Origin of the sequence: Vibrio sp. Of14-4 (assembly GCF_022347625.1) — a bacterium.
Classification (GTDB): Bacteria; Pseudomonadota; Gammaproteobacteria; order Enterobacterales; family Vibrionaceae; genus Vibrio; species Vibrio pristinus.
This window is the reverse complement of sequence record NZ_JAKRGI010000013.1, coordinates 1-22,584: the sequence shown is the minus strand read 5'-3', so window position 1 is coordinate 22,584 and position 22,584 is coordinate 1. Positions and strand designations below refer to the sequence as shown.

Annotated in this window: 20 protein-coding genes and 1 pseudogene; 11 read left to right on the top strand and 10 right to left on the bottom strand. The window is 42.5% G+C overall.

Going from position 1 to position 22,584, the window contains the following annotated elements; genetic code table 11:
• Together MHN79_RS13530 and MHN79_RS13525 are read left to right on the top strand one after the other, a co-directional pair.
• On the top strand, positions 1-306 hold the full coding sequence (locus MHN79_RS13530; RefSeq protein ID WP_011149152.1) for a hypothetical protein: 306 nt from the start codon (positions 1-3) through the stop codon (positions 304-306).
• Positions 307-325: 19 nt separating this feature from the next.
• Positions 326-817 carry a hypothetical protein gene (locus MHN79_RS13525; RefSeq protein WP_239173330.1) on the top strand — a complete coding sequence of 164 codons (492 nt, stop codon included), beginning with the start codon at positions 326-328 and terminating at the stop codon, positions 815-817.
• 1 nt (position 818) lies between these two features.
• Here the strand turns inward: MHN79_RS13525 and MHN79_RS13520 are convergent, their stop codons facing one another.
• From MHN79_RS13520 to MHN79_RS13500, 5 genes are read right to left on the bottom strand one after another with little or no spacing between them, the layout of a single operon-like run.
• Positions 819-1,319 (bottom strand): hypothetical protein, encoded by a 501-nt coding sequence (locus MHN79_RS13520; protein WP_239173329.1) that lies wholly within the window; start codon positions 1,317-1,319, stop codon positions 819-821.
• On the bottom strand, positions 1,319-2,485 hold the full coding sequence (locus MHN79_RS13515) for a hypothetical protein (RefSeq protein ID WP_239173328.1): 1,167 nt from the start codon (positions 2,483-2,485) through the stop codon (positions 1,319-1,321). The genes MHN79_RS13520 and MHN79_RS13515 overlap by 1 nt, the downstream gene beginning before the upstream one ends.
• The gene (locus MHN79_RS13510; RefSeq protein WP_239173327.1) at positions 2,479-3,282 is read right to left on the bottom strand and encodes a hypothetical protein; all 804 of its coding nucleotides are present in this window, start codon (positions 3,280-3,282) and stop codon (positions 2,479-2,481) included. The genes MHN79_RS13515 and MHN79_RS13510 overlap by 7 nt, the downstream gene beginning before the upstream one ends.
• Entirely contained in the window at positions 3,282-7,271 is a 3,990-nt protein-coding gene (locus MHN79_RS13505; protein ID WP_239173326.1) for an AAA domain-containing protein, read from the bottom strand. Before MHN79_RS13505 ends, MHN79_RS13510 begins: the two co-directional genes overlap by 1 nt.
• Before the next feature lie 2 nt (positions 7,272-7,273).
• On the bottom strand, positions 7,274-9,100 hold the full coding sequence (locus MHN79_RS13500) for a hypothetical protein (protein WP_239173325.1): 1,827 nt from the start codon (positions 9,098-9,100) through the stop codon (positions 7,274-7,276).
• Between the two features lie 1,061 nt (positions 9,101-10,161).
• Between MHN79_RS13500 and MHN79_RS20915 the strand changes: the two genes are divergently transcribed.
• The 3 genes from MHN79_RS20915 (at position 10,162) to MHN79_RS13490 (ending at position 12,162) form a co-directional block, all read left to right on the top strand.
• Complete coding sequence (locus MHN79_RS20915; protein WP_275436351.1) at positions 10,162-10,392, top strand: NYN domain-containing protein; 231 nt, start codon at positions 10,162-10,164, stop codon at positions 10,390-10,392.
• Entirely contained in the window at positions 10,392-10,670 is a 279-nt protein-coding gene (locus MHN79_RS20910; RefSeq protein WP_275436350.1) for an NYN domain-containing protein, read from the top strand. Before MHN79_RS20915 ends, MHN79_RS20910 begins: the two co-directional genes overlap by 1 nt.
• A gap of 289 nt (positions 10,671-10,959) precedes the next feature.
• Positions 10,960-12,162 carry an IS256 family transposase gene (locus MHN79_RS13490; RefSeq protein ID WP_239173324.1) on the top strand — a complete coding sequence of 401 codons (1,203 nt, stop codon included), beginning with the start codon at positions 10,960-10,962 and terminating at the stop codon, positions 12,160-12,162.
• A 277-nt stretch (positions 12,163-12,439) separates the two neighbouring features.
• Here MHN79_RS13490 and MHN79_RS13485 read toward each other — a convergent pair whose 3' ends face one another.
• Positions 12,440-13,378, bottom strand: a complete 939-nt coding sequence (locus tag MHN79_RS13485) for a WYL domain-containing protein (protein ID WP_239173323.1) — start codon at positions 13,376-13,378, stop codon at positions 12,440-12,442.
• 241 nt (positions 13,379-13,619) lie between these two features.
• Between MHN79_RS13485 and MHN79_RS13480 the strand changes: the two genes are divergently transcribed.
• The 6 genes and pseudogenes from MHN79_RS13480 to MHN79_RS13455 form a co-directional block, all read left to right on the top strand.
• On the top strand, positions 13,620-13,790 hold the full coding sequence (locus MHN79_RS13480; protein ID WP_239173322.1) for a hypothetical protein: 171 nt from the start codon (positions 13,620-13,622) through the stop codon (positions 13,788-13,790).
• Positions 13,791-14,160: 370 nt separating this feature from the next.
• On the top strand, positions 14,161-14,928 hold the full coding sequence (locus MHN79_RS13475) for a hypothetical protein (protein WP_239173321.1): 768 nt from the start codon (positions 14,161-14,163) through the stop codon (positions 14,926-14,928).
• Positions 14,925-15,590, top strand: coding sequence for a hypothetical protein (locus tag MHN79_RS13470; RefSeq protein WP_239173320.1), 666 nt, complete (start codon positions 14,925-14,927; stop codon positions 15,588-15,590). The genes MHN79_RS13475 and MHN79_RS13470 overlap by 4 nt, the downstream gene beginning before the upstream one ends.
• Positions 15,587-15,856 carry a hypothetical protein gene (locus MHN79_RS13465; protein ID WP_239173319.1) on the top strand — a complete coding sequence of 90 codons (270 nt, stop codon included), beginning with the start codon at positions 15,587-15,589 and terminating at the stop codon, positions 15,854-15,856. Before MHN79_RS13470 ends, MHN79_RS13465 begins: the two co-directional genes overlap by 4 nt.
• An 8-nt stretch (positions 15,857-15,864) precedes the next feature.
• Entirely contained in the window at positions 15,865-16,920 is a 1,056-nt protein-coding gene (locus MHN79_RS13460) for a DUF6765 family protein (protein ID WP_239173318.1), read from the top strand.
• A 223-nt stretch (positions 16,921-17,143) separates the two neighbouring features.
• Positions 17,144-17,590: pseudogene (locus MHN79_RS13455) on the top strand (nucleotidyltransferase); the annotation flags it as partial.
• A gap of 162 nt (positions 17,591-17,752) precedes the next feature.
• Here the strand turns inward: MHN79_RS13455 and MHN79_RS13450 are convergent.
• From MHN79_RS13450 to MHN79_RS13435, 4 genes are all read right to left on the bottom strand, one after another.
• Entirely contained in the window at positions 17,753-18,466 is a 714-nt protein-coding gene (locus MHN79_RS13450; RefSeq protein ID WP_239173317.1) for a hypothetical protein, read from the bottom strand.
• 35 nt (positions 18,467-18,501) lie between these two features.
• Complete coding sequence (locus tag MHN79_RS13445) at positions 18,502-19,215, bottom strand: hypothetical protein (RefSeq protein WP_239173316.1); 714 nt, start codon at positions 19,213-19,215, stop codon at positions 18,502-18,504.
• A 34-nt stretch (positions 19,216-19,249) separates the two neighbouring features.
• On the bottom strand, positions 19,250-19,963 hold the full coding sequence (locus MHN79_RS13440; RefSeq protein ID WP_239173315.1) for a hypothetical protein: 714 nt from the start codon (positions 19,961-19,963) through the stop codon (positions 19,250-19,252).
• Positions 19,956-22,584 (bottom strand): hypothetical protein (locus MHN79_RS13435; protein WP_239173314.1); only part of this gene is annotated, 2,629 nt, incomplete at its 5' end. The genes MHN79_RS13440 and MHN79_RS13435, both read right to left, overlap by 8 nt.

The following is a 22,584-nucleotide window of genomic DNA, read 5'->3' as shown; positions in this document are numbered from 1 at the left end:
ATGTTCTACATCGGTGTTAGCCATTATTACGCAACAGGTGAAGGCCTCACAATGTATGTTGCTAGCGGTAGCGAAGAATCAATACGGGCAGCCATTCCAGAATATTTTCATCTTGGGCTCACTATTTTAACACCTTCAGAGTGGCTAAAAGCTGCTGCAGGGGACTGTGAGGATGAATATCATCAATCGGAAGCGGAAGATCTGAAAGCCTATTTACCACTCTTATGGAAGCAAATTGAGGAAAGAGCGTTAGAAAGAGGATGTCATCTGGACTTTTTCATGAAGCACCATTTTAACTATGCCTAATACGAACTAGGTGGTTTCAGTGAAGGTTTTATATTTTGATACGCTTAGTTTGCTTTATTCGAATGAGTATTTTAAACGTAATGCAAGTGTGCACACTAAGTATAAAGAATGGTTCCATACTCGCACAAAGACACTGTTAGAAATGGTGGAACCGGATTTTCAAGCTATCGCAAAGCTAAAAAATGCAGCGTCAGAATCGGGGCTACTACTTTACCCGTTAGGGATTATTTATGATCGTTCATACCTTATTGAACATGGTGTGTTTTCCGCTGATGAATTAGCGCCTGATACAGAATTACCCTTCAGGATGCAAATGGACGACAACGATCCTGTGCGTCGGATGATAGCCCATGCACATGGATTGAATGCCCAATGGTACGTCTGCGGAGAAATTGGTTCTGAGGAACTACTAGAACCCTATTCTGAACGTTACTTACGTTCAGAGTTTGGCAAGGGCGTCACTAGTGAACTTATCTATGAAATTCGTGGCTTAAAATCAGCGGATTATTAAATTAACTGTCAATCCCTTCTATGAAATCCAGCAATCCACCTTGATATAGAAAATTCTCCATCCACGTTATTTTCATTAGGCCGTGACTATCGTGATGAGCGCGTGAAAAGTTGTAAACACTATACCCTGGGCGACCTGAACCGCCTGCTGCCACATCCCGGGATATAGCTAGCATTTCACCATCAATGCATTCCTCAGATGTCATCATCTTCGAGTGTGGGCTAGTGCTTGGGGGTTGGCGAAACAAAGCTAGTGTGTTTGGAAGCCATGTTAACAAGTCATTGGGAAAGTCACTCTGATACAGCGCTAGCATCTCTGTACCATTGGGGAGGGTTCGCTGATCAATCTCAACAATCGATAAAAAACCATTATTTTTGTAAAAAACAAATCGCTGATTAAAGTTAGAGGTATCAACAATTTGTCCAAGTTCTGAAACACCAGAAGGAAGTGCTGCTGGGTCCAAAATTTTAGGTAGTGATGGAGACAAAGGGTATGACTTCATTACAACTTCTCTTTGATGATTTTCAGTGCACCACATGCCTTGTATTCATCCAGGTTGACTGTTCGTCTCTCGAAGTTGAGCAACTCTACTGCGCCAGATTTGTTATCAGTGCCTTCAATTAAGTTTTTCGTCAACCCATCACCTGTAAAGTGCTCGTTGTTACCTATGGCTGCATGCATTCTCATTCTATTTAACATTAGGGACGTCGTTTCTTGGTCAGTATTTTTAATCGCCAAGAAATGTCTAAATGATTCCTCATCTGAAGACCACCTTAATATACCTTGTTGTATAGCCTCTCCCACCGATGAAGCATAACGAGCTTGAAATTCATCATTCATAGTATTCGTCACAAAGTCTTTGTTAAACAATTGAGGAAATTCTCGAACAGCAAAGTTGCCTACATTTGAGAAAGTGGCTGATACAGTCTCAATATTAGTGATTGTTGCGGCTTTGTTTACATCAACTGCGATTAACGCATACTCTGCGTTTTGATTTAACTCGAGTCCAAGCTTACCTGCGATGAGCTTGGGGTCAGTGTCAGAGTCTTCGATCTGATCGAATGTCGTGGTCCAGTACTGCGCTCCTTCTCCTGTCTGTCCTGACATTTCACGCCCTAGCATTCCCGCCCCCCCAGTATCATCGTTTCGAAGAAACCTACTCTCCATAAACCTCAGTTGATAACGTTCGTTCGAAACAGAGCCGGACTCTGCCATGCTTTTAAGTTCCAAGTCATTGTATTTAGGCGTATAACCTTCTTCATTGATCGCCTTTTTCATGGCATATAGACGGTAACCGACACCGCGCAATGAAAATGGTTCAAGACCTTGCTTTTGCGTGAGGGTATAAAACTCAGCTTCCCGTCTATCTACTTTGTCACCTAGGACACAGATATCATCCTGAGCAGACTCAAATGATTCAGCGTCCACATAGCTACTCTCATCGTTGACTCTGTACATAGTTTGTCGAAGTAGAGACAATAATCGCGCTTTCAAACGAGGAGGTAAACTATTCCAGCCAATTCTTTCTACCAACGCTAATAATGAGCTGATGCTTTCAGCGGAAAGAGTGCCTAACATAGTATTTATCCAGCGTTCCAACTGATAGATATCTCTCTCTGCTCTTAGCTCCCCATCAGTGCGAGGATAGGTGATGATACTTGTCACCACTGCGCCTCCATACTGTATTTTATAATGCCTTCTTTTTGTTGTACGACCTTGTCATCTTCGTCATGGTTGTAGAGTTCATCTATATCATGCCACATACCTTGAGTATACATATGAGGCTGTTCGATAACGGTAATAGTTGACAGCAGTTTAGCTAGGGCGTTTTCAATATCTACTTTCCCGCTTTCAATTTGTTGCTGGAGACAGGTCATTAAAACGGATAAATCACCTGAGGTAATTTTTGGATGTGAAGATTTAATTGCCGTAAGTGTGTCTAGACCGCAAGAGGTCAATTTCACTTCATCTGAATGGCTGTCTAGCTCGATCATTCTAAGCTTAACTAGGTCTGATAACACGGAAGGCAAAGATGAAGGACGTCCAATAGTGAAAAGGTCCAGATTCTCTAAAAGGGATGAAAATGACATCCCGGAGAACTCTTGTGGAGAGAAGCTCAGCGAGAACTGTCGCGATGCCAACGCAGAGCAAAGTGCAGAAATTTCATCTTGTGTATTGAATTCACGTTCTTCACTTTCAAATAACTGCAACCATCCAGGGTCTTGCAGTGCATACATATTAAAGGACAGCTTGATTTCGGCTTTGACATTGACCAGCTCGATGGTGATGTTTTGTATCGTAGCCTCTCCGATGCCGTTTGCTTTACCGAGTGAATCAATCAACGACACAAGGTTGATTGCATCATTTTGTTGCCCAAAACGGGTTGTCGCAAGCAATGTAGCAAATTTAGGAATATCGTCACTGGAAATTGTTAAACGAATATCGTCGTGTGCACTATTTTTCACTAGAAATCTCCCATGTAGAGGGCTTGAAGAATACGCATTGTTGTCGCAGGCTCCAGCTTATGATTTTTATGCGCATAACGTATGACTTCCATGGTTGATACGCCGGGAGCTGGTAAGATTATGTCTGAACTTTCGGATGGATGCACAAATCGCCATTTCCTCGGGTCTCCCGCGATGGACATCGTTCCAGTTTTCTCTCTTGCTGACGCAAGCTTGCCTAGTAATGTCGTGATACTATCTTTGCAGGTGCCAGTAAGCTTTCCATTTATTTCGCGCCCTGCGGCTGTTAATACAACTTTTGGCTCGCCTTTGTCGGTGATTTGATGCTTTTGCATCGCATCGCGAAGCAATATATCTAAAATGCCCAGCCGAACACGTCCCATTGCTTCCGGCCGTATTTTGCATTCTTGAGGACTAATGAGTTCATGTTCTAAAAGCCTTTGCTTGAGTTGTTTGTCTTCGTTACTGCCTTTTATGTCACGACAAAGTGCGGTGATAATTGTATCGGCTAACTCTCGGAACAACTCCGCCCTGACTACGCTATGATTGATTTTTTCGCGTGTGGTGCGGTATTCACAGATCGCGGCTTGCCGCTCTCTTTCTCCTAATAATGCTACTTTCTTATCCAATTGAGCAACACTTTGCAGGTCAAACGCTTCCGATATTGTTTCCTTGGTCATTGCGCCCAATCGCACTCTAGTCATCTTGTTCTGAACATCCGGCATATCGCGAAACTGCATGTACAAATGCCACGCGATAGTTTCTCCAACGTAGTCCGCATCTGTGGCGAGAATAATTTCATCCACCATAGGTGCTTGCTCTGTGATACTAGAAAGGAGCAAACCAGCATGTTCACGAAGCTTAAAACGAGGTTTAAACCCTGATTTAAATAAATATTCCAGCGACCTTGATGATTCTTCATATTCAGTGATGGAGCCTTGGGTGTCCAAGACCAGGTATTCTTGTCCTAGATACTCTGATAGCACCTTCTTTTTGCCTGCTGCTTCGATTATAACGAGTCGCTTTGGAAATAGACGTGTACATCTACGTAAACCTCCAGGCTCATGTTCTGCATGTCCAAGGTAGTATCCTAGACTACGTGCTGAACTGCGTTTTTCTTGAATAGGAAGTCGCTTGGATGACCCGACCCCGTATGTTTTCTCACAGATAAAAGCCACAAAACAGTCTTGAGCTCTGGAAACTGCCACGTTGAGTAAAAAAGGCTGTTCGTCAAAATAAGGAGTACCATTTTCGCTCGCACCATGAACGCCACTGAATATGACTATGGGTTTTTCTGCACCTTGGAGGGAGTCGACGGTCCCAATAACCATGTCTTCTACCTCACATTTATCGAGCCCCTCCATTTCAACAGATGGGGCTGTCACATGTTCAATGAGTGTTTTCTTTAACTGCTCGGCTTGCGCCTTAAAAGGGGTGACAATAGCAATCAGTTCTGAAGCAGTTCGCACAGGTTTATTCTTTTTCTGGTCTTTCTCTCGATAGAAATGAAATATTTCTTCCCATTTTTTCAATATAAACCCAGCGATCAGCTTTGCCTCCCCAACACTGTATCTTGATGTACCTTTTCGAGCATTTTTGAAATCTGAATTGACCCATGAAAAAGAGTGTAAGGGCCCCCGCTCTTTACTGTTATGAGGTAAGAACATGAGCTTGTTGTCATAAACCACCTCATTGCAAAACTGGATGATGTTGGTTTGGCAACGGTAATGTCCCCTTAGCATGAGACCATGTCCTTGATGCGAGAAACGAGACGCTCGGCGCATAATACTTAGCATACTTCCGCGTCCCGTTGTCATATTGTGTGCGTAAGCATGCATGAACTCTTTGTTGGAGTAACCATGCGTGGAATAAGCATATGCTTCATCACCCAATGAAACATCTGTTATTACTGGCTGGAGCTGATCGACATCTCCGACGACAAGTGCATTTTTTGCCAGTGAGAGTAAAGGCATTGCGAGGCGCTGTTGTGCTTGTCCACTTTCATCCATGATTAGTAAGTCGGCCTGGCCGAGGAGGAAATGCTGCTTTGAAGCAGCGCTTGCTTTTTGTAATGCAAATAACCTCGGGGCTGTGTTGAGTGTTGCGACGAGGCAAGGCGTCAACATCGATAATCGTCGTAACCCTTGTTCCACATTGGCTTCTGTACGAGATATCAGGAGTGATGAAGAACTCTCAGAAAGATATACACCTTCCCAATATCTAGCCGCTAGGTGAAAGGCTTCAGGACGTAAGGTGACATCGAGTAATCGATCAAAGAGTAAAGTGAAAGCGTCATCACATAGGAGGTTAAAGTCCCTATCTGGCAGAGAGGATAGGATAATCGCGTTATCTGAGATTCGTTCACGAAGTACCTCAGATAATACGTCTACCTGTGCTTTTCTATCGTTTCCACATATTGTTAGCAGTTTACCCGCCGTTTGATGAGCTTGCTCCCTGCTGCTGTGGGCCTCTTGAGCCTGAATATCGGGTACAAGATTGTATACTTTACACACTTTATATAACCAGTTGATATCTCTCTTATGACGAGGGAGTGCCTTGAGTAAAGACACAATTGCTTCACAAACTACAGATAGCTTTTTATGGCATGCATCAACGATCTTTTCGTGCATATCATCAAAGTCTTCTTGAAAAAAAGCACATGCATGCTCTTGGTATGTTGACTTCAAGCTTGCTAACTGTTCGTATTCAGAGAGCGGGGTATCTTTGCCTTGCCAGCAAAAAACGGATGGCTCGTCGTTTTTGCTTATTGCCCCAAGAACGTAATCATTATCACGCCCACTTTCATTTATTTTTTCCCTTTCAGAAGATGAAGGAAAGTAAGTGCCATAACTTTCAGCGTGCGGTATCCAACGTTTAAAGTGCAAAAGGCATGAGTCGGGATTTTCATCCCCTTGATAAAGGACTTTAGGAAACGCGCCAATTACATTTGTCACTGATTGGTTAGTGGCGCCTACGGCTATTGTTATCGGGCAGGGCTTGCGTTGCCAAGCCGCAAGAACCCATTGGTTGGCAACCACCGCCTTCAACATTGCTGTTTTCCCTGATCCAGGAGGGCCATTTACCGCGAGAGCATCACCAGCAAGGCACTGAGACAACTTATGGACAACGAGGCGTTGAGAGTTGTCCAAAGCGAACATTTCTCTATCTGTTCTTGATGCAAGGCTCTCTGAAAGCTGTTCATCCATGTGTCCCAATAGATAGCCAGGGTGGGTCAATATATCTTCTGCTAGCGTATCGTCTTGGGTGGGGGATGTTGGTTTCCCTTGCTCATGAGCGGATATCGCGGCAATAAGTGGACTCTGTTGATTAGACGCATCTAACGATTCATATAACTCCAAGACGGCTTTTATTGAGCTCGTATCTCCAGCAGAAAATGATGCTATAGCTACGTCAAGGCGACATTCCGTATCAATACGCTTGGCAAGATAAGGCGCTAAATCGTCAATAGAGACTCCAGTTGTCGCTTGGCAGATCCGCTCACCATGATCATGCCATTTTGACCAGCTATCTGTCTCTGGTGGTGGATTTTTTAATCGAAACTGGGTGTATTGCTCGCCATCACCAAGCACTCGATCAGGTGTTGGTTTCTCTTTATGGCGAAGATAAGAGGAGTTAAACAAAATCGGTAGTGTCAGTGCTGGTTTTAGAGAACAAAAACTGGCGTCTGTATCTAGACGATCTATGGTTGTTGGAATGGCTAGAAAAGGAATCGCCTCATTCAGATCTTCCATGAACAGCTGATAGACAATATAGATAGGTGGTTTAGGCGAATATTGGTTCTTTGCTGTTGTTTTTTTTATAAACTCTTCCAGCAGTCTCGGCTCATCTGGTAGGTTGAATACACCGTGAACTTCAATCTCTTTTGCAAGAACATCTTTATGTCTTGTGCCTTTCAATATCTGTAAATCTTCAAACTTGGGAAGCGTACATAGGTTTTTAAGCAGATTAAGGTATCTGTGTTTTTTCATGATTACCGGCCTATGTCTACTCTTGAAAATTGGGCAATATAGTTTTTACCTCGGAACTGTTTTGTTACAACAGTAAATCTCACTTCCTTTTGATTAAGGATTGACTTAAAAGGTATTTTTTCTTTTTCTCTCAGCGTGTAGCTGATCTCACTATTAACAGCAGGACCACTACTTTCTGACTTGGTTACTTTAAATATGAGCGTGTTTTCTTTCTCTTTGTGTTGCCCAATGTACTTAAGTTCAGAATACTGAGTTTGATTGCTCGAAATTCTATTTTCATCTAAGTCAGAGCATGCCAAAACATACTTCCTCGCTTTTCGGTCTAGGCTGATTTGAAACGATGTAGAAAGTTCTTCGTCTTCTTTCAGGTGGAAAATTCCTTTCTTGGAAAGAAGCGACGCGGAGAGAGGCAACAAAAAATATACGGCAGAGTCAACCGATACAGCTGCTAGAGCACCGCCATGGTAGTAAAAAGAAGAAAGATCACAGAGCTCTACCGATGGACTGGGCTGCATTGCAGACCAGTTCCTTATTACATGAGTACTTTTTGAAGTGATTGTTTCAGCGAGTTTTAATCCACTCACCAAGTTTTCCATGTTATGGATCTCAGCGATTTTCCACTCAAGACCTTTGCCTGAAGGTGGTTTATGGCTGATGAGTGTAAGCTCTATTTGTATTCGTTTTTGAATGCGTGCAATACCAAATCTATGAAGTTCACTCATATGAATACGGAAGGCAAAGGTGTTTGCCTGTACTTTCTGTGTGAAGAGGGCGTAATCGGGTAAGTCCTTTGAAAAGCCAATTGAATAAAAAGTGCCTTTTATTTCTGTACCTTCATTACGCGAGAGCCCGATTAGTAGGCTTAACTTATCCGGTGAGAATTTGATGGGTACTTCATGCTGAGATGCTGCTGAAGTGAGTTCGATATCTGCAGGGACCTTCAGCTTTGAAAGCATGGTTAATTTGACACCACCTAAACCGAGCACTTCTATTTGGTACATCGATTGGGCTTGCTCTAATGCTCCCTCACTTGATACAGCGGATATTTTTCCTGTTAGTGACAGCTCAGGAGGTACGTCAAAGTTCATAAGATTCAACTGAAGATTATCGCCATCTTCGAGGATATCCACGTTTAAGAAAATGGGATGTGTGCTAGATCGCTGGAAAGACTCAATGTGTGGAGCGAACTGCGGATAAAAAGCACTGAATTGGATGCCCGCTAGTTCCTGACAGTCAGAAACTAGCTTTAAAAATTGTCTGCCTGAGTTTGTACTGTAGCTCATAAACTCGAAACGGTGTATTCCAGGCTTTAACAGTGGCTCAATGTGTGAGACCTGATACTGTTTGTATTTTTCTGACCATGATATGGTTGCTGATAATGTTGTGCTCTCAGGATTGAGGAAGGAATCAATACAATTGGACCAGCACACTTGTTTAGCCAAGGAACAAGGAACGCTAATGTTCTTCCCACCAAGAGAGCTCTCCATCCATGCTTCATAGCCAAACTTTGTTGCTGTGAATTTACCAAGAGTTCCAGATAGTGATTTTGGAACTTCTGACCCCAGCAATTTCAGATGAAATCGATCTTTTCCTTTAACCAGTTGTACTTGAATTTGGATATCGGTTTCAAGCAGCCAAAGATATTTGCAAAAAGGGTCTGAAGGTTGAATTAAAATTTGCCATTGCTTGTGAGGTGATTTAAGAGTTATAAGTATCTTTTCGGCTTTTTCTTCCATTGTCTCGATGAGAAGTGTTTGATCCAATGGCAATGACGCTGGAAGTAGGTCAACCGTTTTATAACCGTCTTGGCTTTTGACTCGAATGGCCATTACAGGCTCTTTTTTACCTTGAAACACTAGCTTTGATTTATTTAAAGTTTCGTTTGTCAGTTTTTCTTCAGCCTTTCTTGTTTGCCCATTTTTTGTGGTGAATCTCCAACAGAGAAAAGTTCCACAATCCCTAGGGTCCAAATAGGTATCATTCCCAATTAACATAATTCTATTTTTAATCCCAAACTATTGATAGGTAAAAATATGTACAAACAAGGCCTTTTGAAAGTTACTTCCGATCTGAGCCCCAAAAAAATAATCGATTCATTTGAACTTCTAATATGAATCTAGAGGTGTCAACACAAACTCCGACATACGATGATGTATGTTAATAGACTCCAAGTGAAAATCAGTGCTACGAACTTTCAATGGCGCAATATGATGAAGATTTGAATGAGCTGATAACTCTAATGCACTGTAAAATAACTCATTTTTGGGCTACAATCACTAGAGACCGTTGACCTTTTGAGCTGATTTTTGCAGTAGATGGTGGATTCGTGATGCAAGGCTGACACTTAGGGTTATAGTTGCCCACGCGGAAAAGCGGAAAATGCAGAAGAAAAGAACCACAAACTTAGCCCGAGGGGGCATCTAAAAGTGTTCTTTGTAGAAAGGTGTTTTGCTTAGAATGGCTGGGCCATAAATCTCCCACCGTGACTAAAACACAGTTATCTCGAATAAAATTCAACTGCTAAAGGTCAACAGACCTTAGAAATAAGGTTCTACTACATCTCAAACAAACCTAACTAATTTAACTGAAACCACTTTTGGCGCGAAGGGGGGCAAGCAGTAATCAAAGGTTTGTTCCAGACTTAACTGCACTAGTATTGCTGGATACACGACTAAGCAACATATTTGGAATTATCCATGAGTTGCCAATTTGGCAAAGTCACTCACTCAGCTATGTCCAAGAATGATCTAGCTATTGTGAGCTAGATCAGATTTGCCCATTTTCTGTTTAGAGTTGTTACTCATAACATTTTTGAAGCCCAATATTTGAATATATATTACCAATATCTATATGTGCAACTAACTGCGTAAAGCATGGTTGCGCACGGATTATGGGCAATAGAAAAATCGCTGTATTAATTGATTCAGAAAACACTTCATACTCAAAGTTAAATCTGATTATTGAAGAGTTATCTAGTTTTGGGCAGATCATCGTCAAACGTGCATATGGTGATTTTTCTGCTGAACAACTAAAAAACTGGAAGCAGCCTTTGAATGAGCTAGCGATTCAAGCTAAGCAACAATTCGCCTATACATCTGGAAAAGCTCGACAGACTTTTTAATGATTATTGATGCAATGGATCTTTTGTACAGCCAAAGGTTTGATGCTTTTGCTTTGATATCCAGTGATAGTGACTTTACAAATCTTGCCACTAGATTAAGAGAGTCAGAGATACACGTTATCGGCGTCGGAAAGGCGATGACTCCGACTTCGTTTAAAAATGCTTGTGACGACTTGGTAGTTATAGATAACTTAAACGCAGACGTTGAATCAAGCTCTAGTCAAGACACAGAACGCGAATTATGGCGATTAATGCATCAAGCTTGGCAGAACTATTGAGGTGAATTGGCAAGTATTTTAAAGAGATTGAAGCCAGATTTTGACCCTCGAAACTACGGTTAAAGAAGTTATCTGATTTTTCGATAAGTATCCAACGCGTTATAGAACACGCAACACTAAAAGTTCTGGTATGGAGTTTCAGTTGATAATAAAGACTAGCAAACAAAAATGATTTGCTGTCTTCACTGATGGCTCAAACGAACTGAGGGCGTTCAAAATTGCCCAGAACCGTAGGTAGTGTTTAGAAATCTGTGTCATTTCAGTAGAATATACAAAACAGGAATGACACATGACCAAAGACTTCGATTTAGAACAAGCCATTAAAGCTCTCCAATCAGGACAAGATCTGACGGGGAAAGATGGCTTTTTAACACCTCTCATCAAACAAATCACAGAAGCTGCTTTAAAGGCAGAGCTTGAACAACATCTAGAAACGGATGAGCGACCGAACCGTAAAAATGGCTCTAGTAAGAATACGGTTAAATCTTCTGTCGGTGAATTTGAACTCGATACACCACGCGATCGCCAAGGCTCGTTTGAGCCGAAACTGGTCAAGAAGAATCAGACTAAGCTGACTGACGAGATCGACCGTAAGATCTTATCCATGTTCTCGCTCGGTATGAGCTATCGTGACATTCGTGGTCATGTCGAAGACATGTACGGTATTGATGTCTCTGAAGCCACCATCACGAGCGTTACCGACCGTTTGATACCTGAGCTTAAGGAGTGGCAGCAACGACCGCTGGATGCGCTGTATCCCTTTGTCTGGCTTGATGCTATCCACTATAAAGTTCGAGAAGATGGCCGCTACGTCAGCAAAGCTATCTACACCATCTTAGGCCTCACGGTTGAGGGTAAGAAAGAACTCCTTGGGTTGTACTTATCCGAGTCAGAGGGAGCAAACTACTGGCTGTCTGTATTAACGGATCTCCATAACCGTGGTGTTGAAGATATCTTGATTGCCTGTGTCGATGGTCTAACCGGTTTTCCTGAAGCCATTGCGAGCATTTACCCTGATACTGAGGTTCAGCAGTGCGTGATTCATCAAATCCGCAACTCCTTGAAGTATGTGGCTTCCAAGCACCAAAAAGAGTTCATGGCTGACCTAAAGCCTGTCTATCGAGCTGTCAGTAAAGAAGCAGCTGAGATGGAGCTAGATCGCTTAGAGTCCAAGTGGGGGCAGCACTATCCAATCGTGCTTCGTTCTTGGCGTAACAAATGGGCGAACCTATCGGTTTACTTTAAGTACCCAGAGTACGTCCGAAAGGCCATATACACAACGAATGCTATCGAGGCAGTACACCGCCAGTTCCGTAAACTGACTAAAACCAAGGGTGGGTTTCCGAACGAAAATAGCTTGCTAAAACTGCTGTACGCTGGGATATTGAATGCTTCTAAGAAGTGGACAATGCCAATCCAAAACTGGAATATGACATTGTCTCAGTTAGCGATTCATTTTGATGGGCGCTTGGATGACGTCTTAGATATCTAGCCAAAATTAGCTGACACAGATTTTTGAACGCCCTCGAACCGTACGGTGGGTACTTTCTAGCTTGGAAAAGCCTCTCTTAGCTTGTTAGATCTTTTACTCATCCATACCTCGCCCCCCGTGTTTGCTCTGCTCAAACTTGTCTGATTGAATTGATCAATCATCATCCCGTGATTGCCCAGTCTATAAAAGGTACTAGCGGTGGGTTGGTACAACGCCACTAGATTTTCGTTTGTAAGTTAATGGCGCAGCTGTGGTCGTGTCGTTATGGGAGTATATTTCAGACAGTACTCATCTTTATTTCAGTTGTTATTACATAGTCATGCATCATTCGTTCGACACTGTTTACGTGTCTTAACATATCAGCATTCTTCAAGTAGAAATTGAACCTATTCGCTTCCGTAGGGATCATACAAGGTGTTGTACCTGAGTCGACGGACCATCTTTCTAATAATGACCAAGCAAACACGGCTTTTTCAACCACCACTAGGTCTTCATCGTTACCCATGCCAAACTCGATACGAATAGCTTCTTTTCCTTTATCATCGAGATTGGGATGCAGGCTTAATTGGATCGGAATAAGCGTATTCCACTCACTATCATCATTAACTGATGATAGTGAATCTTCATTAGCAGGCCTTATACTCTCAAAGCGTGAAAAATGAAAACTTTTGAATATGGAATGATTTGAGTCTTCTTTAATATCTTTTGCTCGAAAAACCCAGTTTAACCCATCAAAGAAAACTGTAGAGGGTTCCAATGTGCGAATATTACGATTATCACTATTAGCAGATATGTACTCTCCTACAACACGTTTTCTGTCTGTAATAGCTCTAGTAATTACAGCGACTGCATTTGGGTCTAAATCGGTCTTCAAATCACATGCTCGTTTATAATACGGGGATTCGTGGTTATGTAGCTTATGGCGACAGAAACCTTCAAAATGCATTTCGAGAGCCTTATAGGCATCTATAGCAACCAACGGGGAGTAAGTATCGAGTTTGATCTGGTGAGACTTCGGGTGAATATTATTTTGTTGAGTAAGTTTCTTATACTCATTAAGGTCTTTTGTTGCTAAAGGCTCAGATACACCAAATTCATCTACTATTTCTGTTCTATAAATCTTTCCACTAAATCTAACCTTAAAGTCGATAAACGCGAGTCGAACCGCTTTTGATTGGTTACCGACTTCTTCTATCAAGTCATTTATAGTGTACATCTGTATGCCTCTTTCAGCTTCTTGCTAACTAAATTTAACCATAGTATAGCAAGAAAAAGAAGCTTAACTTCGAATCTAGCTAATTATAATTAATAATTTATAATTAAAAAATTAATCATAATGGGTTAATTTTTTAACATTCTATTGATCTCTGCTCAGTTTTTATGACATAGTAATAAATGTGGTCAATGCTAGATAGCTTTGCCCCAAGATACTTTAATAGAACTTGCAGAAGAACCGTATGGCAACTAACGGGAAAACAGGCGATAACCGTCGTTATGGTATGGTTCGCGAACGTTCACAAACTCAAACCCCTTCGGGTCATTGGGTCAAGCGTGATGCGAATACAGGGCGTTTTATGGATGTGAAGCTAGATGGTACACCCTTTAAATGCGTCCGAAAAGAAAAATAAAAAGGCACTTTCGGTAAGTTACTAAAAGTGCCTTTTTACTAGCGAAGTGAAATGTAGTCGTCATTGGCGTGATCGATTACAAGACCCAATACTAAGAGGTCTCAGGTCTCTATAGAAACCCAATCGCTCGGTGAGAATTGCGATACTACCTTTCTATAGCATTCACTTCAATCGTTGAGTTCCCTCTTGGTTCAGAAGTATGGAGGAATCTCTCATGAGTATTCGACCAAAACTCGTTGATGTTTGCGCGTATGTGCGTCGCCGTTTCGGCCGACTCGAATATGTTTGTAAGCATAAACGCTCATACCCACGATAAGTGACATCAATTTAGTTTGGCGGGGTTACCCGCCTTATAGAAAGGTACAAACCTATGTTAGATCTACTGACAGATCCAATCGTGCTCGCGGTTCTAATTGGCCCGATCGCTGGCATTGTTTGGACAAAAATACTTAATGCAGACTCTCGCAACGGCGAGGGGCTACCAAAGGACCATGTTAACGTCTCGAATAGCGGTATAATCGCCGCGAGCGATGACAGTAATATCCAGATTGGTCATGGCAATAACGTTACCAATCACAACCATAATTACAACGGAGGCCTGCCACCGAAGTCGCATGGCGACGGTGAGGTCTTTATCTTTGGAGTGCTCGGGGTTATCGCCGCTATTCTCTATATTCGACATCAAGAATGGGCTCTAGGTTTAAGTCTATTGTTTCTTCTTTTTAATGCCGCTTTTACTCTCGGCTATTTTGAATCTAAGAACACAAAATTTATTAAAACCCTAGCTTATGGTGTTCTGTTTTACATTCTTTATTCCATCTATCTTTCCCCAATAGACCCTTACTACGTCAGTGTCGTCCAGGCGTTAAAGGGGCAAGGGTTAAAAGCCTATATTGAAGCTATCCGTTTGGATTACCTTCCTTTCCACATCATTTTGACTGCAATTAGCCAAGCAGGGGCTTTATCTCTCACGGTGTTTGCGTCTCATATTATTCGAACCATACATGCGGAGCGAGGTTTCGCAAACAATTTTCAAAAGCTCGGTGTGATGGCAATCGCATTAGCAATGCCGTTGTATCTGCTTAACCTTGAGGCTGTTAACACCCAGATCATAACCTTTATAGGAGAAGTAATATGAAGGCACTGTGGATAGCCATGCTTTCCTTGCTCCTCTCAGCTTGCTCGGCCTCAATACCCAAAGAAGTCGTTGAATTGTCTTACAAAGTGGATAGGGACATGACACATATCGAACTGGCCTATATGGACTTGGTTCGCCAGCACATCGCTGTCCTAAAAAAGCAGCGAGAAGACTACTTGTACTACGAGTGGGTGCCTGCATTGTTGGAGGATTGGATAGTCGAAGGAATGCTGATTGAAATAGCTCAGGGGAAAGTGGTTTACGACAACCAAGTGGAAGATTTCGTTGCCGTTGACAAGCTGAATAGGCCGGCTCAGTTAAATGGCGTGAAGGAATGGGCGCTTGTTGCTACTGAAGAAATAGAGGCGAAGCGCCGTGAGCTCATAGTCCCATTGGAAACAGCGGAGTCTGTGATGTTAGCTGATATCCGTCAGAGCTTCACATTAATGAAGCAGGGAAATCAGACCATTACTGCTCATCTTAATAGCATCAGAGAGGTGCAAGATGTGCAGAACGACCTACTTGAAAGTGGCAATTTAGATCAATTAAGAAATAATATCAATCAACAACTTAGTGAGTTATCGGATCAGGCTTCTAAAGGCTTAGATAAGGTTCGTGAACTCGATCAGAAAGCACAACCTTACCTGGAGAAAGTCAAATGAGTATGAGAAACCGAATTAAGAAGTCTGTAGCAACTGCAAACAGTCAATTGGCAAAGCGGGAGCTTCAGTTATTGTTAGACACTCGTTTTAATCTAGAGACGTTAAGTCCTGCAATTAAAGGCCATGCCCAATATCAAGCCTTGATGGATGTGATACTGGCTGCATCCGAACGCAATTTGAGTGTGGCTGAGTTTGAAAGCAATGTTCGCCAGTTGGGTGAAGAGGCTTGGGAGCTCACACAAGATATTATCAAAGCCGTTCGCTAGGAGGACTTATGCAAATTGATATGCACTATTACGGAACATATTGTGTGGCTCGCGCCGCAGGCTTAAACCGAGAATCGGCTCGTATTATTGCGACCGCAGCTCAGTTTGTTGACGACAACGCACAGCCAAACGGCATTGATTTGGTGGATGCTTCGGCTTGTCGAGTTGAAGCAACTGCTCACCACACTGCGGATGTAAGCAACATTGATCCTGATGACCAAAGACAAGTTTGGGTTCCTTTCCATTTCTTGCCGGGAAATGAAGGCAGTTCATTCACTGAGCGTTTGGTATGTCGCAAAGACAGCGTGATTGCCCAGCAAATGTGTCAAAACCACTTGGAGCAGGCTGCAAAACCTTATTTCCTTGAATTACTTGGGATAATGGCACACGTCTACGCTGACACATTCGCACACTACGGTTTCTCAGGAGTAAGCTCTCGTCATAATCAGGTAGTCAATGACTCTTTTGAGTTCAGAGAATTAGACGAGCAAATGGAAGCTTATATTGTGGGTAAAAAGGACACCTTTTTTGCACGATTTACCCCTTTTGTTCGCAACATTAAATCTCATCTAGCGGAGGAGTTGTCTGGGGCGTTGGGGCATGGAGGAGTGGTGACATTTCCTGACAGACCGTACCTGAAGTGGCGCTTCGATTACGACAGCGGTCATGATTCAGGTTGGAGAGATAATCCTGCAACGTTCCTCGAGTACTGCCAAAGGCTTCATTCCATGCTGTCAGAGTTACCAGATGAGTATACTGATCCCGTGCAAAAACAGGAATGGTCAGTGCTCGAGGGAAAAATAAAGAGCATTCTCGCATTCCAAGCTAAAGGGAATGATCGTATCGATAAGTGGAAACACGAAGCTCAGTATGGTGATTTATTCAATATCGCAGAAGATATTCCAGAGTACCGAGATTGGAATGATGGGTTTGACGCTCTTCGCCATGGCAGTAGCGCTGAGGCGATGGAACATCCTATCTATCGTTACTATCAGGCGGCCTCTTATCATCGTTGGTATGTATTGCGAGAGCTCTTGCCACAGCATGGTTTGATGGTGAGCTAGGATATTTTGGCCCGTTGGAGCGGGCCAAGAATACAACTTATTGGAGGGCAGCTTTAGGTATCCTTAGGATACGTTCTGAGCGTAAGATCCTAGATTTAGTTAACTCGAATTACGCAGCAAAGCTTGTAAAGGCACTGGTATCTCTTTAGATATAAGGGCTTCATGCTCTTGCCCTGCAAATTAAATGTAAACAAAGAGGTAAATTACTTTGACTACATCTGAGATGTTCCAGAGTTTTCTTGGAAACCTGACTATCAACAACGGACAGACGATAAGCGATAGATACGGTGAGATTACGGCAAGCTTGAACAAAAAGTTTAGAGATACTGAGTCGAAAATCGCCAACAGCCTTCAGGTCGGCTCTTATGGGCGCTGGACAGGGATCCGAGGTATCTCTGACTTGGATATGTTGTACATCATGCCAGCGGGTAAGTGGGACGACTATAAGGATGGCAAGCAGTCCAAACTCCTTATTGATACCCGTGATGCCATCAAAACCCGATACCCAAAAACTGAGGTTAAAGTAGATCGATTGGTTGTTCAGGTTCTTTACAAAGACTTTATGGTTGAGGTTCAACCCGTGTTTGAGCAAGCAGATAGAAGCTTCAAGTACCCAGATACATATAACGGAGGCTCATGGAAGATCACTAAGCCCAGAGAAGAGATTAAAGCAATGAAGGAGTTCGTGGATCAGAAGAACCGCAACCTTCGGAAGCTGTGCAAAATGGGAAGAGTTTGGAAGAACAAGTGCGACCCAGAGCGCATCAATATCGCCCCTATTTTTAAAACCTTAGCCATCTATTTGCTCTTTAAGCCAATACCCAATACATCACTAAGACGGATCATTGGGCTTTGTTTGCTCTTTCGACTCTGTACGGTAGTTGTCACCAGCAGCGATATTGTATTGAATCACGGTATCGTCAGAGAACCGAGAAAAGTCAAGTGTAATATTTTGATAGCTAAACTCTTCTTTTTCCTTGATTTTCCCATCTATAAAATAGTCACAGGCAAATGCTTCCGTCCATTTTTGTCTATGTTGTGAAAATTGCACGTTGCAATTTATCGCTTCAATTACTGACTGCGTTGAAATAAATTCGTCATTTGCCATTATCGGTGGATAAATACGTAATTCAGCAAAACCAACGGTATCGTATGCATTTTCTGCATCCACCACTATGTCATAGAGCTTCATATCACAACCACTGGATACAAAGTTTTTATATGGCATGCGCAGTTCGTAATGATTCTCGTCGCTGGCAAAGTTATGAGTGATACGCAATACCGCTTTCCCCCCAGAGCGCTTTTTACCATCGGAAGCACTCCAAAAAAACGATTTGCATTCATCGCCGCCGCCGTAAAAAGTCCCGTAGGCTTTGACCTTGGCATCTTTGGGTTTTGTCCCTTGAATTGAGATATAACTATCTTCAGGAGATGAACCAAACGGTGGTTTGTTGCTCTCATACCACTCAAAGGCTGGGTAAACCACATAAAAAAGCGCGACCCAGAGCGCTACCAATATCGCGCCAATTTTTAAAACCTTAGCCATCTATTTGTCTCTTTAAGCCAGTACCCAATACATCACTAAGACGGATCATTGGGCTTTGTTTGCTCTTTCGACTCTGTACGGTAGTTGTCACCTGCAACGATATCGTATTGAATCACGGTATCGTTAGTAAATTGGGTGAAGTCAAAACGAACGGAATATGCATTGAACTCTTCTTTCTGCTTTACTTTGTTATTAATGTAATAGTCGCAGGCGTATCCTCCTGCCCATCGATTTAAATCAGAAATATATAAATCTTCACAATTTTTAGCTTCAATTACTGACTTCGTTGAAATAAATCTATCACTTGCCATTCTCGGGGGATAAATACGTAATTCAGCAAAACCAACGGTATCGTATGCATTTTCTGCATCCACCACTATGCTGTAGAGCTTCATATCACAACCACTGGATACAAAGTTTTTATATGGAATACGCAGTTCATAATGATTCTCATCGCTGGCAAAGTTATGAGTGATACGCAATACCGCTTTCCCCCCAGAGCGCTTTTTACCATCGGAAGCACTCCAAAAAAAGGATTTGCACTCATCGCCGCCTCCGTAAAAAGTGCCGTAGGCTTTGACCTTGGCATCTTTGGGTTTTGTCCCTTGGATTGAGATATAGCTATCTTCAGGAGACGAACCAAACGGCGGCTTGGTGCTCTCGTACCACTCAAAGACTGGGTAAACCACATAAAAAAGTGCGACCCAGAGCGCTACCAGTATCGCGCCAATTTTTAAAACCTTAGCCATCAATTTGCTCTTTAAGCCAGTACCCAATACATCACTAAGACGGATCATTGGGCTTTGTTTGCTCTTTCGGCTCTGTACGGTAGTTGTCACCAGCAACGATATTGTATTGAATCACAGTGTCGTCAGAGAACTGAGTGAAATCAAGCCTAATTTTCATATAACTAAACTCAATTTTTTCCTCTAATTTTTCATCTATAAAATAGTCACAAGCAAAACCATCAGACCAATCTTTCCATTTTTCATAGTATTTTGCTCTACAGTTATTAGCTTCAATTACTGACTGCGTTGAAATAAATTCGTCACTTGCCATTCTCGGGGGATAAATACGTAATTCAGCAAAGCCAACGGTATCGTATGCATTTTCTGCATCCACTACTATGCTGTAGAGCTTCATATCACAACCACTGGATATAAAGTTTTTATATGGCATGCGCAGTTCATAATGATTCTCGTCGCTGGAAAAGTTATGAGTGATACGCAGTACCGCTTTCCCACCAGAGCGCTTTTTACCATCGGAGGCACTCCAAGAAAACGATTTACACTCATCTCCGCCTCCGTAAAAAGTGCCGTAGGCTTTGACCTTGGCATCTTTGGGTTTTGTCCCTTGAATTGAGATATAGCTATCTTCAGGAGATGAACCAAACGGTGGCTTGTTGCTCTCATACCACTCAAAGGCTGGGTAGACCACATAAAAAAGTGCGACCCAGAGCGCTACCAATATCGCGCCTATTTTTAAAACCTTAGCCATCAATTTGTCCCTCTAAATCAATCTGTAATGGTTTCTTATCACCATACAGTAACACACTAGGGGGAAGTACTGTTGGGGAGTTAACCAGTACTCCTAGCTCTCGTTGAATGCGCTTAAGATTGGCTAGTAATTGGGTTATGGTTTCCTCTTCATGCTTTAAGCTGCCACGTTTGGCTTCGCCGACATGATAGGGGATGTTTTGACTGTGTTGATACTCTTCTTGTAAGGTTTGAATCGCTTGATTTAAATTGTCTATTGTCGCCGTAAGTTCTGTATTGGCACTGTCATAACTTTGGGATAACGTGCCTTGGATTAGCATTTCCAGTTGCGATTTTAGGTTAGGAATATACTCGGACATCATATGATTTAGCCCTGAATCAAGAATGGTCGCCGCATAGCCGTTTAGATCAATATGCTCTTTGCTAAGGGTATCTGCTAACACAAATGTATCATCTTGTTTATTCTGTGCAAATGTTAGGCTGGTAATATGAGTTTGCTTAGGCGTCAGTAATACCTGTTTGACCTCTTTGGGCTGGTGCTTTTCGCGGCTATAAGTCAGTAACTGAACAAGATTGCCATGATGGTGATAATTATCCTCATCATTATCTACAAAACGCTCTAAAACTAATGTGCGCAGTGACTCTGAAAGCTTTGACACACTCGCATCAGAAGTGTCATCTGGGTTGGTATTCGTCCACTTAAAAGGCACTTGGGGCACTAGGTCATGGTTATTGACATGGCGATAATGGCTAATGTCGTTATATGCCCCGACAAATGAATGTGTGCCTGTTCTTGGCATCCCATAGGTATAAAGACGAAGTGCTTTTGGTGAAAAATACCGCTTCAATAGTGCGCTGACGATAAGTGCGCCCGCACCGCCTAAGCTATGTCCACATATATAAAACATTTTGTCACTATGAAGCTCTTTTATATCTTTCTTGATCAATGCCCAAAATGCTGATGCGTATTGATAAAATCCTTGGTGTAAGTAGGTTCCTTGAAGCTCAGCAATAGGAACTTGGGAAGCATCTAAGTCTGTCATTACATCCTTATAGCCCTCAGACTGGAAAAATGCCCGAACACCATCTTGGGTTTCTATCGCTTTAAAAGCCACCCCATTTACTTGTTTTACGCCTTGGGCCCAAGTGGTATCACCAAGCTTATACACCTCTTCATTCCCAAAGTAGGTTTGCGTGCCCCGAATGCCGATAATCGCTATATCATCATTGCTTAAAATATACCCTTCACAGCCAATATCCGAATCTTGGTAAAATTTACTATTTAAATGCTGAGAATACGGCACCTCTTGCAGTAACCAATCTTCTTTGAAAGCCGCGCAATAGACTGGGCGAATTTTAGCTTTCATCTGCTCAGCCACGTTAGTTAACCCTCCGTCAGGTATTGAAGGTGACTTGCTATCTGGAATACCAAATTCATCACCTGCATAAGCTTGGTTTGTCAAAAGCGCAAAGGTATAACTGTTGATAAGACTGTATTCATCAGTGTCGATAATCAAAGGCATATAACTGCGAAGCGCTTTAATTTCAACAACCGTCGTTTGGTTGGAAGTAAGTTTTAAGCCTGCTTTTTCTCTATCATGCTGGCTATCAAGTGCATTGTGGTACTTTAGCAAAAATTTATCTTCAGGCGCTTGATCCCACAAGTCACCAACAGCAGCGTAGGTATAATGCTTAGCCTTTTGACCCGAAGCGTCTTTCTCGCTGTGCGCTCTTTGCTTAACGGGAGAAAGCAAAGCCTCGTCTCGGCTTGCATGCTTTTCTACCTCGCTCAGCAAATCATCTCGCATCGCGGTAATACGCCAATCCCCATCAAGAATATCATCAAAAATCACCCCACCATGTTGAATGGTCTGAGTAAGTTGTTGTCCTGTTGCGCAGTGGGTGATTGTCACTTCTAACCCATCTAAAGACACATCTAACTCACTGCGCAGCTCTAAGGCTAACCAATGTTTTGATTGTGTGGGGGCTTCAATATAGGTGATTGGTAAAGCGGATTGGTTATTGCCTACTGGTAGCTTAGGCAGCTCTGAAACCGATTTGGGTGTTCGAGTGGTAACCTCTGTAAACCGTACCGCTGCTTTTCCTGGGTTCGTTTTTACTTGTGCGCCTTGGATTTTCGTTGAACTCAGGCCATCTATCGTTATATCAGAGCCATACAATAAAATATTGCCATTACTTTTTAAGACCAGTCCAGAAAACCCGACTTTCACTGCTATTTCATCCGCAGACACAATGGCGGTTTGTCCATCTGAGCGAAGAGAAGTATTCCCACTGACTTCGACATCTAAGTGCCTTCCTACCCCTTGAGAGTCATCACTCCCGATATTTACGGAACGAGATGCTTGAATGGTTTCATCTAAATCGTTTCCAACCTCTCGCGAATCATTATCACCAATGAGCGTCTTACGATTTTCATAAGTGGTAAGCTTTTGTTCACCCGCAACCTGTTTGGATTCATTCGCGTTGTAGGTGATAGTCACATCTTGCTCGACTTGATCTTTAAAGGTTTGCTTAGTGACAGAAGTTTTATGACCGTGGATGTCTTCTTTGCGATCACCAAAGATCTCGTTTTCTTGGTTGCGGCCCACTTTCAGCTCTTCA